Origin of the sequence: Agrobacterium tumefaciens (genome assembly GCF_005221385.1) — a bacterium.
Classification (GTDB): Bacteria; Pseudomonadota; Alphaproteobacteria; order Rhizobiales; family Rhizobiaceae; genus Agrobacterium; species Agrobacterium tomkonis.
Map to the genome: position 1 here is coordinate 2,213,221 of NZ_CP039903.1, position 13,294 is coordinate 2,226,514.

Annotated in this window: 15 protein-coding genes and 1 pseudogene; 13 read left to right on the plus strand and 3 right to left on the minus strand. The window is 60.3% G+C overall.

Annotated elements, in window-relative coordinates:
• Positions 1-34 precede the first annotated feature (34 nt).
• The 5 genes from uppO (at position 35) to CFBP6623_RS11200 (ending at position 3,050) form a co-directional block, all read left to right on the plus strand.
• Complete coding sequence (uppO, locus tag CFBP6623_RS11180) at positions 35-1,450, plus strand: polysaccharide biosynthesis phosphomannomutase UppO (protein ID WP_046798396.1); 1,416 nt, start codon at positions 35-37, stop codon at positions 1,448-1,450.
• 38 nt (positions 1,451-1,488) lie between these two features.
• Positions 1,489-1,785, plus strand: a complete 297-nt coding sequence (locus tag CFBP6623_RS11185) for a nucleotidyltransferase family protein (protein WP_003520575.1) — start codon at positions 1,489-1,491, stop codon at positions 1,783-1,785.
• Positions 1,785-2,138, plus strand: coding sequence for a HepT-like ribonuclease domain-containing protein (locus tag CFBP6623_RS11190; RefSeq protein ID WP_046797839.1), 354 nt, complete (start codon positions 1,785-1,787; stop codon positions 2,136-2,138). Before CFBP6623_RS11185 ends, CFBP6623_RS11190 begins: the two co-directional genes overlap by 1 nt.
• A gap of 103 nt (positions 2,139-2,241) precedes the next feature.
• Positions 2,242-2,643 carry a group II truncated hemoglobin gene (locus tag CFBP6623_RS11195; protein ID WP_046797838.1) on the plus strand — a complete coding sequence of 134 codons (402 nt, stop codon included), beginning with the start codon at positions 2,242-2,244 and terminating at the stop codon, positions 2,641-2,643.
• Complete coding sequence (locus tag CFBP6623_RS11200; protein ID WP_408606453.1) at positions 2,640-3,050, plus strand: DUF423 domain-containing protein; 411 nt, start codon at positions 2,640-2,642, stop codon at positions 3,048-3,050. Before CFBP6623_RS11195 ends, CFBP6623_RS11200 begins: the two co-directional genes overlap by 4 nt.
• 6 nt (positions 3,051-3,056) lie before the next feature.
• Here the strand turns inward: CFBP6623_RS11200 and CFBP6623_RS11205 are convergent, their stop codons facing one another.
• The 3 genes and pseudogenes from CFBP6623_RS11205 to CFBP6623_RS11215 form a co-directional block, all read right to left on the minus strand.
• Entirely contained in the window at positions 3,057-3,344 is a 288-nt protein-coding gene (locus tag CFBP6623_RS11205; RefSeq protein WP_046797837.1) for a hypothetical protein, read from the minus strand.
• A pseudogene (locus CFBP6623_RS11210) lies at positions 3,325-3,648 on the minus strand (DUF2325 domain-containing protein); the annotation flags it as partial. The pseudogene CFBP6623_RS11210 and the gene CFBP6623_RS11205, both read right to left, overlap by 20 nt.
• Positions 3,649-3,902: 254 nt before the next feature.
• The gene (locus tag CFBP6623_RS11215; protein ID WP_046797836.1) at positions 3,903-4,544 is read right to left on the minus strand and encodes a TetR family transcriptional regulator C-terminal domain-containing protein; all 642 of its coding nucleotides are present in this window, start codon (positions 4,542-4,544) and stop codon (positions 3,903-3,905) included.
• A 260-nt stretch (positions 4,545-4,804) separates the two neighbouring features.
• Here CFBP6623_RS11215 and CFBP6623_RS11220 point away from each other — a divergent pair, with 260 nt between their 5' ends.
• The 8 genes from CFBP6623_RS11220 to CFBP6623_RS11260 all read left to right on the plus strand — a co-directional run bounded on the left by CFBP6623_RS11220 (position 4,805) and on the right by CFBP6623_RS11260 (position 13,291).
• Positions 4,805-6,052, plus strand: coding sequence for a Zn-dependent hydrolase (locus CFBP6623_RS11220; RefSeq protein ID WP_046797835.1), 1,248 nt, complete (start codon positions 4,805-4,807; stop codon positions 6,050-6,052).
• On the plus strand, positions 6,049-7,506 hold the full coding sequence (hydA, locus tag CFBP6623_RS11225; protein WP_046797834.1) for a dihydropyrimidinase: 1,458 nt from the start codon (positions 6,049-6,051) through the stop codon (positions 7,504-7,506). Before CFBP6623_RS11220 ends, hydA begins: the two co-directional genes overlap by 4 nt.
• Before the next feature lie 2 nt (positions 7,507-7,508).
• On the plus strand, positions 7,509-7,946 hold the full coding sequence (locus tag CFBP6623_RS11230; RefSeq protein ID WP_046797833.1) for an NUDIX hydrolase: 438 nt from the start codon (positions 7,509-7,511) through the stop codon (positions 7,944-7,946).
• A complete protein-coding gene (locus CFBP6623_RS11235; RefSeq protein WP_046797832.1) occupies positions 7,943-8,737 on the plus strand; it encodes an ABC transporter ATP-binding protein in 795 nt (264 codons plus the stop codon). The genes CFBP6623_RS11230 and CFBP6623_RS11235 overlap by 4 nt, the downstream gene beginning before the upstream one ends.
• Positions 8,738-8,974: 237 nt before the next feature.
• Positions 8,975-9,850: an ABC transporter permease gene (locus CFBP6623_RS11245; RefSeq protein WP_046797831.1), complete on the plus strand. Its 876-nt coding sequence runs from the start codon at positions 8,975-8,977 to the stop codon at positions 9,848-9,850.
• Positions 9,847-10,719, plus strand: coding sequence for an ABC transporter permease (locus CFBP6623_RS11250; protein ID WP_046797830.1), 873 nt, complete (start codon positions 9,847-9,849; stop codon positions 10,717-10,719). Before CFBP6623_RS11245 ends, CFBP6623_RS11250 begins: the two co-directional genes overlap by 4 nt.
• A gap of 21 nt (positions 10,720-10,740) precedes the next feature.
• Entirely contained in the window at positions 10,741-11,733 is a 993-nt protein-coding gene (locus CFBP6623_RS11255) for an ABC transporter substrate-binding protein (protein ID WP_046797829.1), read from the plus strand.
• Between the two features lie 364 nt (positions 11,734-12,097).
• Positions 12,098-13,291, plus strand: coding sequence for an efflux RND transporter periplasmic adaptor subunit (locus tag CFBP6623_RS11260; RefSeq protein WP_046797828.1), 1,194 nt, complete (start codon positions 12,098-12,100; stop codon positions 13,289-13,291).
• Positions 13,292-13,294: the final 3 nt, after the last annotated feature.

The following is a 13,294-nucleotide window of genomic DNA, read 5'->3' on the forward strand; positions in this document are numbered from 1 at the left end:
GAACCTCAAAGATTTTATCGAAACGGAGTTTGGCATGAGCCTGAAATTTGGAACGAGCGGCCTTCGCGGCCTCTCTGTCGATCTGAAGGGAAAAGCCTCGGCCGTGTATGCCACGGCATTTGCAAGGCACCTTCTCACATCGGGTCAGGCAAAGGCGGGCGACCCCATTCTCGTGGCCCGCGATTTCCGGGATTCGAGCCCCGATGTTTCGGCAACCTGCATCGCCGCGCTGAAAAACGCCGGTCTTACCCCCCTCGATTGCGGCACCGTGCCGACACCCGCTCTGGCGCTTTACGGCCTGTCGTTGAAGGCCGGCGCGCTGATGATCACCGGCTCGCACATTCCGGCCGATCGCAACGGCATCAAATTCTATCGCCCGGACGGCGAAATCGACAAGCAGGATGAAACGGCAATCGCCGCCCTTGCAGCCGAAGTCGAAGCGGAAGGCATCAGCGACGAGGCCGCGACGGCGGAAGACCATTCCGCAACCGCAGCCGAACTGTTTTACGAACGCAACATCGCCCTTCTGCCGGAAAAGGCATTGTCGGGCCTCAAGATCGGTGTTTACCAGCACAGCACCGTGGCCCGCGATCTCTTCGTCGACGTTCTCGCCCATTATGGCGCTAACGTCGTGGCGCTCGGTCGCTCGGAGACCTTCATTCCTGTTGATACCGAGGCGGTCTCGCCGGAAACGCTGGCGCTTCTCAGGAAGTGGGCCCCGGAGCATGGTCTCGACGCCATCGTTTCCGCTGACGGTGACGGTGATCGCCCGTTGCTTGCCGATGAGAACGGCGTGCCGCTGCGCGGCGACCTGATCGGGCTCATCACCGCCAATTTCCTCGATGCCGGCGTGGTCGTCACCCCCGTCACCTCCAATTCCGGCATTGAAGCGAGCGGTTCCTTCGAGGTCGTTCGCACCAAGGTCGGCTCGCCTTTCGTCATCGCCGGCATGGCAGAGGCGCTTGCCGCCGGCAGAAACGGCGTCATGGGCTTCGAAGCCAATGGCGGCCTGCTGACGGCTTCGGCATTCACGCTCAATGGAAGGGCAGTTTCGCCACTACCGACGCGTGACAGCTTCCTGCCGGTTCTCGCTGTGCTGCTTCTGTCGGCCGAGCAGAAAAAGCCGCTGTCGGAGATCGCCGCCGCCTACAATCTGCCAGTCGCCGCCGCCGACCGTCTAGAGAATTTCGCCCAGGAAAAAAGCGCCGCCCTGATGACGCATCTGCGCGCGTCTCGCGACAATCTCGAGGCTTTCCTTGCCCCGGTCGGCAAGGTCAAGACGCTCAGCGACATCGACGGCCTGCGCGTGGCGCTCACCGACGGCAGCACCATCCACTTCCGCCCTTCCGGCAACGCGCCGGAAATGCGCTGCTACGTCGAAGCCGCCAATCAGGACGAAGCCGAAACGCTTTTGAACAAGGGGCTCGATCTCATCCGCAATTTTGGGTGAGAGTGGATGCCGCATACGCGATGGTGTAAGCTGCGCGCATGAAGAGAACGGACGCAATAAGAAAACTCAAGCGACACGCCCATGCAGTGAAAAGCATGGGCGCGACGTCGCTCTATCTTTTTGGATCGACGGCCCGCGATGAGGCCCTTGCCTCCAGCGATCTGGACATCTTCATCGACTATGATCCGGGCCGCCGTTTCTCGTTGATCGATCTCGTCGGTATCAAGCAGTTTCTGGAAGAGGAATTAGCCGTGGAAGTCGACGTGACAACACGCAACAGCCTCCATCCGCTGCTCCGGAATGACATCGAGCAATCCGCCGTACGGATATTTTGATGACCAGACGCAGGGTCGGGCCGGTTCTCGCCGAAATTCTGGAGGCCATAAACGGTATTGAGACCCACACCGCAGGCCTGTCGCTTGCTGATTTCCAGCAAAATTGGCTCCTCAAGCTTGCTGTACAGCGCGCTCTGGAGATCGTTTCAGAGGCATCGCGACACATACCGGAGGAATTGCTAAACCTCGCGCCGGACATTCCATGGAAACAGATTTTCGGAATCGGCAATATTCTCCGCCATGAATACCACAAGATCGCGGACGATGTGGTTTGGGCCGTGGTGACCGAACATGTCGCGCCACTCAAAATAGCCGTTCAGGCTATTCAACGATCCGTCGGGCCCGAAAACTGAGGTTTCTATCGGCACAATGTCCCAAATGTCGCATCCCGCCTTTCCCTGTTGCTCTTCCCGCTTGAGAAAGCGATAAGGACCGAAGGGCCAGATGAGGCGGACGATGAGCGGCGAGACCATTACCCTTTATGAAGCGATCGGCGGCGATGCGACCGTCAAGGCCCTGACCAGGCGTTTCTATGAATTGATGGACACCCTGCCGGAGGCGGCGCGTTGCCGTGCCATTCACCCTGCCGATCTTTCCGGTAGTGAAGCGAAGTTTTACGATTATCTGACGGGATATCTTGGCGGACCGCCCGTCTATGTCGAGAAACACGGCCATCCGATGTTGCGCCGCCGCCATTTCGTCGCGCCCATCGGCCCTGCCGAGCGCGACGAATGGCTGCTCTGCTTCCGCCGCGCCATGGATGAAACCATCGAGAACCCGAAGCTGCGCGAGATCATCTGGGCGCCGGTGGAGCGGCTGGCCTTTCACATGCAGAACCAGGAGGCGGACAGCCCATGAGCAATTCAAGCATGAGCGACGGAAGTTCGACAGACGCAACAGTGCCGCGCGAACGGTTGCGATCTTTCATTCTGCTGCTGGGCGGTTTGCTTGGGGCTGCCGGTGTGATGCTTGCCGCCGCCGCCACCCACACGGGCGAAACCTATATGCTGGGCAATGCCTCAGCCATGGCGCTGGCGCATGCCCCGGTGTTGGTGGCGCTCCATATCGGCGCGGATCGCATCAGAACGGCCATTCCGGCGGGCCTGATCCTCGGCCTCGGCACGGCGGTCTTCGTCGGCGATCTCGTCGTCAGGCATTTTTCCGGCCACAGCCTGTTTCCCTTCGCCGCGCCCACGGGTGGCCTCGGCATGATTGCCGGGTGGCTCGTGCTCTGCGCCGGGGCATTTTTGAAGCCGAAAGGCTGATCGGCCTTAACGCCGCGTCCAGCGAAATGACAGGATGTTGCGGCCGCCTTCAGCCGCTTCGCCCAGGGCGAAGGACGGCGTTTCGCCGGGCTGGCGGGTACGCAGATGGGGAAAGACCACCACATTGCTGTCGGCCGCCGCCGCACGGTTGCGCCGCTCCCGTTCGCCGACGATTTCATACATGTCCGTCAGGGCCGGATCGGCGCCCTGTTCAGCCATCTTGTGCAGTTCCACGCGGCAGGCTTCTGCTGCCGCGGGCTCATCATCATGGAAATTATTGCGCTCGTCGCTCATCGCCGGAGGTCCGTTCATTCATCGTCTGCAGCGCCCGCTCCAGACTGGATTTGCTGCCATTGCGCAGCGGAATGAACGTCTTGCCGAATTTCTTGCAACCCGACTTCACCCGCAGACACGCATCGTGGCTGATACAGTCGATCGGGCAGAAAACGCAGTCGACGGAAGGAAGAACGGTATCGATGCGCGACACCGCCTCACGCAATCCCCCATCGTGATGGATAAGTTCGGCGCCGAAATTGCTGGCGATCTGGCGAAGATGGGCAACCTGACAGTCACGGCCGCCAACATAAAGAAAGCTCTTCGGCCCGGAAAGCTGCTGTTCGGCCACGTCCTTTTCGTTTTGAGGCGCGCCCTTGCCCTGCTTGCCGCCGCGTTCGGCCTTCTTCTTTTCCTTGCGTGCCATTCCCTCACCTGCCGGTTGATTTTTCATGCCCCGGACGTTCGGGATAGCGGCACCATAATAAAGATGAGTTTTGGAGTAAAGTATAAAGGTGATCATTTTCCTCATGTTTTGACGCAAAACATCGATCACATATTCGCGAGACCCCATCCCGCTTAGCCGTTTAGCCGCAATCCACCCATGAAAAGCTGCTCCAGATGCCGGGCCGCATCTTCAAAACGACCATCGCCGCCGTTTTTGTCACCCAGCACCGCCCGCACCTGCACATCGAAATCCGCATAGTGCTGGGTGGTCGACCAGATCGAGAAGATGAGATGGTAGGGGTCACATTTGGCGATCCGGCCGGCCTTCACCCAGGCACGGATCACCTCGGCCTTTTCATCCACCAGTTGCTTCAGCGGTCCTTTAAGCTCATCCTCGATATGCGGCGCGCCCTGCAGGATTTCATTGGCGAACAGCCGGCTTTCACGCGGGAAATCCCGCGACATTTCCAGCTTGCGGCGAATATAGGAGCGGATTTCGCTTTCCGGATTGCCCTCGGCGTCAAAAGCCCTGAGCGGATCAAGCCATGTATCCAGCACCCGCTCGATAAGCGCGCGATGCATCGCCTCCTTGGTGCGGAAATAATAAAGCACATTCGGCTTGGACATGCCGGCCGCCTCGGCAATCTGGTCTATGGTGGAACCACGAAAGCCGTTGATGGAAAATACGCTGAGCGCTGCCTCGAGGATAGCTTCCTGCTTTTCCTCCTGAATGCGGGTCCGCTTCTGTGTTTTCGCTGCGCGCGGTATGGCCATTCTCTGCTCTCTGTTTCTTTTCGATGCAATTGCCGCTACAGTATGATTAAAAAATAATCGACGCGTACAGTTTGGGCAAAATTAGTGCGATTCGTCACGAAAGTCCCTTGCTGACGTCATCGCAAATTTGCATTGTTTACCAGCCGGTCAATTTATCCATCATCGCCAGCACAAGGCAATGGCTGTTATCTTAGTCGGCAAAAACGGGAACGGCACAAGCTTTGCTTCGATAAAAACAAAACAGGTGAGGACGACATTTCATGGCGGCGGGTAAGAACTTGACGGTCAATGGCGACCGTCTGTGGGATAGTCTGATGGACATGGCGAAGATCGGCCCCGGCATCGCCGGCGGCAATAATCGCCGCACTCTGACCGATGAGGATGGGGAAGGCCGCAGCCTGTTCCAGCGCTGGTGTGAAGCGGCCGGGCTGACGATGGGCGTCGACCGCATGGGCACCATGTTCGCAACCCGCCCGGGCGAGGACCCGGATGCGCTTCCCGTCTATATCGGCAGCCATCTCGACACCCAGCCGACGGGCGGCAAGTTCGATGGCGTGCTTGGCGTGCTGGCCGGGCTGGAGGTGGTGCGCAGCCTTGATGACCTCAATATCAGGACCAAACACCCGATCACCGTCACCAACTGGTCCAACGAGGAAGGCGCACGTTTTGCGCCCGCCATGCTGGCATCAGGCGTCTTTGCCGGCATCCACGATCTCGACTACGCCTATAGCCGTACCGACACCGACGGCAAGACCTATGGTGACGAACTGAAGCGCATCGGCTGGCTGGGCGAAGAAGACGTCGGCGCGCGCGAAATGCACGCCTATTTCGAATATCACATCGAACAGGGACCTATCCTGGAGGCGCAAGGCAAACAGATCGGCGTCGTCACCCATTGCCAGGGGCTATGGTGGCTGGAAGTGACGTTAACCGGCAAGGAAGCCCATACCGGTTCCACCCCGATGGCCATGCGCGTCAATGCCGGCCTTGCCGCCGCCCGCATTCTCGAAAAGGTGCAGGAAGTGGCGATGGCCCACCAGCCGGGCGCCGTCGCCGGCGTCGGCCAGATGATCTTCACCCCCAATTCCCGCAATGTGCTGCCCGGCAAGGTGGTCTTCACCATCGACCTCAGAACCCCCTCACAGGCGAAACTCGACAGCATGCGCGCCATTTTCGAGCGCGAGGTGCCTGTTATCGCCGAAGAACTCGGCGTCGGCTGCACGATCGAGGCCATCGGCCATTTCGACCCCGTCACCTTCGATCCGGTGCTGGTCGGCCGCGTGCGCGCCGCCGCCGAAAGACTGGGCTACAGCCACATGGACATCATCTCCGGCGCCGGCCACGATGCCTGCTGGACGGCAAGGGTCGCCCCCTCCACCATGATCTTCTGCCCCTGCGTGGACGGGCTTTCCCACAATGAGGCGGAAGAGATTTCGCAGGAATGGGCAAAGGCCGGCTGCGACGTGCTGCTGCATGCGGTGCTGGAGACGGCGGAGATCGTGGAATGACCGCCACCATCATCAAGAACGGCACCATCGTCACCGCCGACCTGACCTACAAGGCCGATGTGAAGATCGAAGGCGGCAGGATCACCGGGATTGGGCCCGATCTGACGGGCGGCACGGTGCTCGATGCCACCGGATGTTATGTCATGCCCGGCGGCATCGATCCGCATGTGCATCTGGAAATGCCCTTCATGGGCACCTATTCCGCCGATGATTTCGAGAGCGGCACGCGGGCGGCGCTCGCCGGTGGCACCACCATGGTAGTGGATTTCTGCCTGCCGGAGCCGGGGCAGTCGCTTCTCGATGCCCTGCAACGATGGGACAACAAGGCGACACGCGCCAATTGCGATTATTCCTTCCACATGGCCGTCACCTGGTGGGGCGAGCAGGTCTTCAACGAGATGAAGACGGTGGTTCGGGAAAAGGGCATCAACTCCTTCAAGCACTTCATGGCCTATAAGGGCGCGCTGATGGTGAATGACGACGAGATGTTCGCCTCCTTTTCGCGCTGCGCCGAACTGGGCGCCATTCCCTTCGTGCATGCGGAAAACGGCGATATCGTCGCGCAGATGCAGGAAAAACTGATGGCGGCAGGCAATGTCGGGCCGGAGGCGCACGCCTACTCCCGTCCTCCCTCCGTGGAGGGTGAAGCAACCAACCGCGCCATCATCATCGCCGATATGGCGGGTGCGCCGCTTTATGTCGTCCACACATCGTGTGAGCAGGCCCATGAAGCGATCCGCCGCGCCCGGCAAAACGGCATGCGGGTCTATGGCGAACCGCTGATCCAGCACCTGATCCTCGATGAAAGCGAATATGCCAATGCCGACTGGGATCACGCCGCCCGCCGGGTGATGTCGCCGCCCTTCCGCAACCGGCAGCATCAGGACAGCCTCTGGGCGGGTCTGGCCTCCGGCTCGCTGCAATGCGTGGCGACCGACCATTGCGCCTTCACCACCGAGCAGAAACGTTTCGGTATCGGTGATTTCCGCAAGATACCGAACGGCACCGGCGGGCTGGAAGATCGCATGCCGCTGCTCTGGACCCATGGTGTGGCGACCGGACGCCTGACGATGAACGAATTTGTCGCCGTCACCTCCACCAACATCGCCAAGATCCTCAACATCTATCCGAAAAAGGGCGCAATCCTCGTTGGCAGCGATGCCGATATCGTCGTCTGGGATCCGGCACTGAAAAAGACCATCAGCGCGGCGAGCCAGCAGTCGGCCATCGATTACAACGTGTTTGAGGGACAAAAGATCAGGGGACTGCCGCGCTTCACCCTGTCGCGCGGTCTCGTCAGCATCGAGGAGGGCAGCATCGAAACACAGCCGGGCCACGGCCAGTTCGTCGCCCGCGACCCCTACCCCGCCGTCAGCCGCGCGCTCTCCACCTGGAAGGAACTCGTTTCGCCACGCCGGGTGGAACGCAGCGGCATCCCGGCATCGGGCGTGTAACCATGAGCACCGAAGCAAGACGTGAGATCATCATCGCCGCTGCCGTTCTTTTAAACGAGCGGCGGCAGATGCTGGTGGTGCGCAAGCGCGGCACCACGCAATTCATGCAACCGGGCGGCAAGATCGACCCGGGCGAAACACCGCAACAGGCGCTTCACCGCGAACTTGCCGAGGAAATCGGCCTGATGTTGCCCGAGCATGCCGTTCGTTATGAGGGCGTTTTTCGCGAGGAAGCCGCCAATGAGCCGGGGGCAGATGTCGTCGCCCATGCTTTTACAGCCAGACTTCATACCGAGGTCCTGCCGCAGGCGGAAATCGAGGAAGTGCGCTGGCTCGATCTCGACGCCAAACCCGATCTGCCGATCGCCAGACTCACCGAAACCCGCATGCTGCCACTGGCGCGCGCGGCCCTGATGGAAAGCGAAACCAAGCCACGATGAATCCGGCCTCCCCCTATTCCGTCGTTTCCGCCAGAAATCTCGGCCTCACCTTCGAAACGGGGGATGGCCCGGTACATGCGCTGTCCAATGTCGACCTGGAGGTCGGCAAGGGCGAATTCGTCTCCTTCATCGGTCCGTCGGGTTGCGGCAAGACCACCTTTCTCAGGGTCATCGCCGATCTCGAAAAACACACGTCGGGAGAGATCACCGTCAACGGCACGACGCCGGAAAACGCCCGGCAAGACCGATCCTACGGTTATGTCTTTCAGGCCGCAGCGCTTTATCCCTGGCGCAGCATCGAAAAGAACATCGCCTTGCCGCTCGAAATCATGGGTTACACCAAAGCCCAGCAACGCGAACGCATCGACCGCACGATGGACCTCGTCAACCTCAACGGTTTCGGCAAGAAGTACCCCTGGCAGCTTTCCGGCGGCATGCAGCAGCGCGCCTCCATCGCCCGCGCGCTCGCTTTCGACGCCGACCTGCTGTTGATGGATGAGCCCTTCGGCGCGCTGGACGAAATTGTCCGCGATCACCTCAACGAACAACTTCTGAAACTCTGGGATACGACCGGCAAGACCATCTGCTTCGTCACCCATTCCATTCCGGAAGCCGTTTATCTCTCGACGAAAATCGTCGTCATGTCGCCGCGGCCGGGTCGGGTGACGGATGTGATTACGTCCACCTTGCCGAGGGAGAGGCCGCTTGAGATCAGGGAAACGCCGGAGTTCCTTGCGATTGCGCATCGTGTGCGTGAGGGGTTGAAGGCGGGGCATAGCTATGAGGGGTGACTTGAGAAACGAGGCCTTCGCGGCAGGCGTTACCCCCCTCTGCCCTGCCGGGCATCTCCCCCTCAAGGGGGGAGATTGGCAAGAGGCGCGACCGCCGCTTCATTCGCAAACATTGAGATGGTCGAGACCTAACCACGAGTCGATCTCCCCCCTTGAGGGGGAGATGCCCGGCAGGGCAGAGGGGGGTAAGCGTCACCCTCGGAGCAAGCGCAAATCCCACCCACGGAGGCTCCCCCAATGACCCTCCTCCGCCACCGCATCCTCCCCATCCTAACCGTCCTCCTCGCCATCCTCATCCTCTGGCACCTCGCCGTCATCTATCTCAACATCCCCTTCGCCCGCGATCAGGCCACCCGCGCCGGCCAGACGCCGGGCTTCTTCGAACTCCTACCGCAAACCTTCGCACAGGAACGCCCGGTTCTCCCCGCCCCGCACCAGATTGCCGCCGAACTGTGGGACACCACGGTCAACAAGGCCATCACCTCCAAACGCAGCCTCATCTATCACGCCGGCGTCACACTCTCCGCCACGCTGCTCGGTTTCGCCATCGGTGCGGTGCTCGGCATCCTGCTTGCCGTCGCGATCATCCACAATCGCGCCATGGATCGCTCCGTCATGCCGTGGATCATCGCCAGCCAGACGATCCCGATCCTCGCCGTCGCACCGATGATCATCGTCGTCCTGAATTCCATCGGCATTTCCGGGCTGCTGCCGAAGGCGCTGATCTCCACCTATCTTTCCTTCTTCCCCATCGTCGTCGGCATGGTGAAGGGTCTCAGAAGCCCGGAAACCATCCAGCTTGATCTGATGCACACCTATTATGCCTCGCCTGCGCAAATCTTCTGGAAGCTGCGCTGGCCCGCCGCACTCCCCTATCTCTTCACCTCGCTGAAGATCGCCATTGCGATTGCGCTGGTCGGCGCCATCGTCGGCGAATTGCCGACGGGGGCCGTCGCCGGTCTCGGTGCGCGGCTGCTTTCCGGCTCCTATTATGGCCAGACGGTGCAGATATGGGCGGCACTGTTCATGGCCGCCGGTGTCGCAGCGCTTCTGGTGTCCATCATCGGCATCGCCCACGCCGCGGTCCTGAAACGAATGGGAGCAAGGCCATGACGAACCCCGGCTGGTTTTTCGGCGCGATCCTGTTCTGGCTTGCCGCCTGGGCCTGCAACGAATGGCTGGTGCGCCGCAGATTTTCCGCGCAGGCGGCAAAACGCGCAAGCCGCATCGCCGTACCCCTTCTCTTCGGGCTGGCCATTCTCGCCATCTGGGAAGGTGTGGTGCGCGGGTTTTCCGTGCCGCCCATCCTGCTGCCGGCACCCAGCGCCATTCTTGCCCGCCTTCTCGGCTCCCTGCCGATCCTCTGGGCGGATTTCCGCCAGACCTTCCTCAAATCGGTGCTGACGGGTTATGTGCTCGGCTGCGGCCTCGGCTTCATCGTCGCCATCCTCATCGATCGCTCACCCTTCCTCCAGCGCGGGCTGCTGCCCATCGGCAATTTCGTCTCCGCTCTGCCGGTGGTCGGCATCGCCCCCATCATGGTCATGTGGTTCGGCTTCGACTGGCAGTCGAAGGTGGCGGTCGTCGTCATTATGACCTTCTTCCCGATGCTGGTGAACACGGTTCAGGGGCTTGCCGCTTCCAGCCACATGGAACGCGACCTGATGCGCACCTATGCCGCCGGCTGGTGGCAGACATTGGTAAAGCTGCGCCTGCCCGCCGCCTGGCCCTTCATTTTCAATGCGCTGAAGATCAATTCCACGCTGGCGCTGATCGGCGCAATTGTCGCGGAATTCTTCGGCACACCCATCGTCGGCATGGGTTTCCGCATCTCGGCGGAAATGGGCCGCAGCAATGTCGATATGGTCTGGGCCGAAATCGCGGTCGCCGCACTGGCCGGCTCAGGCTTTTACGGTCTGGTGGCGCTCGCAGAGCGGGCCGTCACCTTCTGGCATCCGTCCGTCCGTGGGGGACGAACGTAAATAACGAAAAAGGGAACAGCGATGAAAATGAAACTTGCATCCATGCTTCTTGCCGGCGCGTCACTGATGACGGCCTTCAGTGCGCAGGCCGCCGACAAGATCACCCTGCAGCTGAAATGGGTGACCCAGGCACAATTCGCCGGTTATTACGTTGCCAAGGACAAGGGTTTTTACGAAGCCGAAGGCCTTGATGTCGACATCAAGCCGGGCGGCCCGGATATTGCACCGGCACAGGTTCTGGCCGGCGGCGGTGCGGATGTGATCGTCGACTGGCTGCCATCCGCACTCGCCACCCGTGAAAAGGGCGTGCCGCTGGTCAATATCGCCCAGCCATTCAAATCGTCGGGCATGATGCTCACCTGCCTGAAAGAAACCGGCGTCACCAAGCCCGACGACTTCAAGGGCAAGACGCTGGGCGTCTGGTTCTTCGGCAATGAATATCCGTTCCTGTCATGGATGGCGCACCTGAAAATCCCAACCACCGGCGGCGCGGATGGCGTCACCGTCCTGAAGCAGGGCTTCAACGTCGATCCGCTGCTGCAAAAGCAGGCCGCCTGCATTTCCACCATGACCTATAATGAGTATTGGCAGGTTATCGACGCCGGCATCAAGCCGGAGGAACTCGTCACCTTCAAATATGAGGACGAAGGCGTGGCGACGCTCGAAGACGGGCTTTATGTTCTCGAAGACAAGCTGAAGGACGCCAAGTTCAAGGAAGACATGGTCAAATTCGTCCGTGCCTCCATGAAGGGCTGGAAGTGGGCGGAAGAAAACCCTGACGATGCGGCCGACATCGTTCTCGAAAACGACGCCTCCGGCGCCCAGACCGAAAAGCACCAGAAGCGCATGATGGGCGAAGTGGCAAAACTCACGGCCGGCTCGAAAGGCGCGCTCGACAAGGCGGATTACGACCGCACCGTCAAGACGCTGCTCGGCGGCGGGTCCGATCCGGTCATCACCAAGGAACCATCCGGCGCCTACACCACCGAAATCACCGATGCGGCGCTGAAATAGTCAAATCGAACCCGAAAGCATGGAACGCGCGGCTCCGCCCGCGCGTTTCGTTTTTCAGTGGTAACGTATTTGATGAATTGCAATATCCGGGCCTATACAAAAATGTATATCAACCATCGCGGCTATGCGGATTGATTTGCACGACAACAACAATTAGAGTCCCGCCCACAAGACTGCCAAATTTGATCTTGTAGAAAAAGCACAAGGGCAAGGTGCTTGAGATTCGCGTTGAGGGGCGTTTGAATCGGGAGGATCGAAAAGGAAGTATTGTGATCCCTTGTTTCACATTCGCTATCGCATGACCTATTAAAACACGCCTCACGGCTGCAGGACATGTGATCGGATATTGCGCGAGCCAAGACACATGCAGCATAAAGTTACTTTTAACCGCTTCGTTTTCGTCCTTCTTTCCGCAACGGCCCTGCCCTTTTCGGCTGCCGCCGAAGGCGAAGCGCCGGCACCGGTCAAACAGCAGAACCTGCCCTCCATCATCGTGGCGCACGCCGCAAAACGCGATCTCGTGGACCGCATCATCGCGACAGGCACAATCCGCCCCGTGGACGAGATCTACGTCCAGCCGCTGGTTGACGGCCTGTCGATCGACACGCTGAATGCCGATATTGGCGACCGGGTGGAAGCCAATGCAGTTCTGGCCGTGCTTTCGTCCGACAGCCTTGTGCTGCAAAAGAGCCAGCTTGAGGCCAACAAGGCCAAGGCCGAAGCCTCCGTCACCCAGTCGAAGGCGCAGGTGCTGGAAGCGCAGGCCAATCTCAACGATGCCCTTCGTCAGCGTGACCGCGCCGCCAAGCTCGGCCAGAGCGGCTCCGGTTCGGTTTCGGAGACGGAAAAGACCGAAGCCGCCGCGCAAGTGGCACAGGCCCGGCTGGAGGCAGCAAAACAGGCGGTGTCCGCCGGCGAGGCTGACATCAAGGTCGTCGCCGCGCAGATCGACGATATCGATCTGAAACTGACCCGCACCGGCGTGAAAACTCCTGTCGCCGGCATCGTCTCAGCCAAGAACGCCAAGGTCGGGGCCATTGCCAGCGGTGCCGGAAATCCGCTTTTCACCGTCATCAAGGATGGCGCGATCGAACTCGTCGCTGATCTCTCGGAAACCGATATCCAGAAGGTCAAGGCCGGCCAGAAAGCCTATTTGACGGTTGCCGGCGGAGCCCAGAAAATAGAGGGCAAGGTGCGCCTCGTTTCGCCGACCGTCGATCCGACGACGCGCCTCGGTTCCGTGCATGTGGTGCTGCCGGAAAACAGCCCGGCACGATCAGGCATGTATGCTAGCGCCGAGATCATCGTTGAAGAGACGAACGCGCTTGCCCTGCCGCTATCGGCCGTCACTTCCGGACGCGAAGGCTCGACCACCCGCAAGGTGGAAGGCGACGTCGTCAAGCAGGTGAAGATCGAGACCGGCATAGAAGACAGCGGTTTCATCGAAATTGTCAGCGGCCTTGCCGCTGGAGACAAGGTTGTCGAGAAAGCTGGAGCATTCGTGCGCGATGGTGACCGGATCCGCCCGGTTGAAGCCCAGACGGCTGCGTCCAACTGACTG

Coding starts and splice junctions, on each gene's coding strand:
- CFBP6623_RS11200 (WP_408606453.1), top strand. CDS start 2,640: ATGAGCAATTCAAGCATGAGCGACGGAAGTTCGACAGACGCAACAGTG.
- CFBP6623_RS11190 (WP_046797839.1), top strand. CDS start 1,785: ATGACCAGACGCAGGGTCGGGCCGGTTCTCGCCGAAATTCTGGAGGCC.
- hydA (WP_046797834.1), top strand. CDS start 6,049: ATGACCGCCACCATCATCAAGAACGGCACCATCGTCACCGCCGACCTG.
- CFBP6623_RS11230 (WP_046797833.1), top strand. CDS start 7,509: ATGAGCACCGAAGCAAGACGTGAGATCATCATCGCCGCTGCCGTTCTT.
- CFBP6623_RS11250 (WP_046797830.1), top strand. CDS start 9,847: ATGACGAACCCCGGCTGGTTTTTCGGCGCGATCCTGTTCTGGCTTGCC.
- CFBP6623_RS11235 (WP_046797832.1), top strand. CDS start 7,943: ATGAATCCGGCCTCCCCCTATTCCGTCGTTTCCGCCAGAAATCTCGGC.
- CFBP6623_RS11215 (WP_046797836.1), bottom strand. CDS start 4,544: ATGGCCATACCGCGCGCAGCGAAAACACAGAAGCGGACCCGCATTCAG.
- CFBP6623_RS11185 (WP_003520575.1), top strand. CDS start 1,489: ATGAAGAGAACGGACGCAATAAGAAAACTCAAGCGACACGCCCATGCA.
- uppO (WP_046798396.1), top strand. CDS start 35: ATGAGCCTGAAATTTGGAACGAGCGGCCTTCGCGGCCTCTCTGTCGAT.
- CFBP6623_RS11195 (WP_046797838.1), top strand. CDS start 2,242: ATGAGCGGCGAGACCATTACCCTTTATGAAGCGATCGGCGGCGATGCG.
- CFBP6623_RS11205 (WP_046797837.1), bottom strand. CDS start 3,344: ATGAGCGACGAGCGCAATAATTTCCATGATGATGAGCCCGCGGCAGCA.
- CFBP6623_RS11255 (WP_046797829.1), top strand. CDS start 10,741: ATGAAAATGAAACTTGCATCCATGCTTCTTGCCGGCGCGTCACTGATG.
- CFBP6623_RS11220 (WP_046797835.1), top strand. CDS start 4,805: ATGGCGGCGGGTAAGAACTTGACGGTCAATGGCGACCGTCTGTGGGAT.
- CFBP6623_RS11245 (WP_046797831.1), top strand. CDS start 8,975: ATGACCCTCCTCCGCCACCGCATCCTCCCCATCCTAACCGTCCTCCTC.
- CFBP6623_RS11260 (WP_046797828.1), top strand. CDS start 12,098: ATGCAGCATAAAGTTACTTTTAACCGCTTCGTTTTCGTCCTTCTTTCC.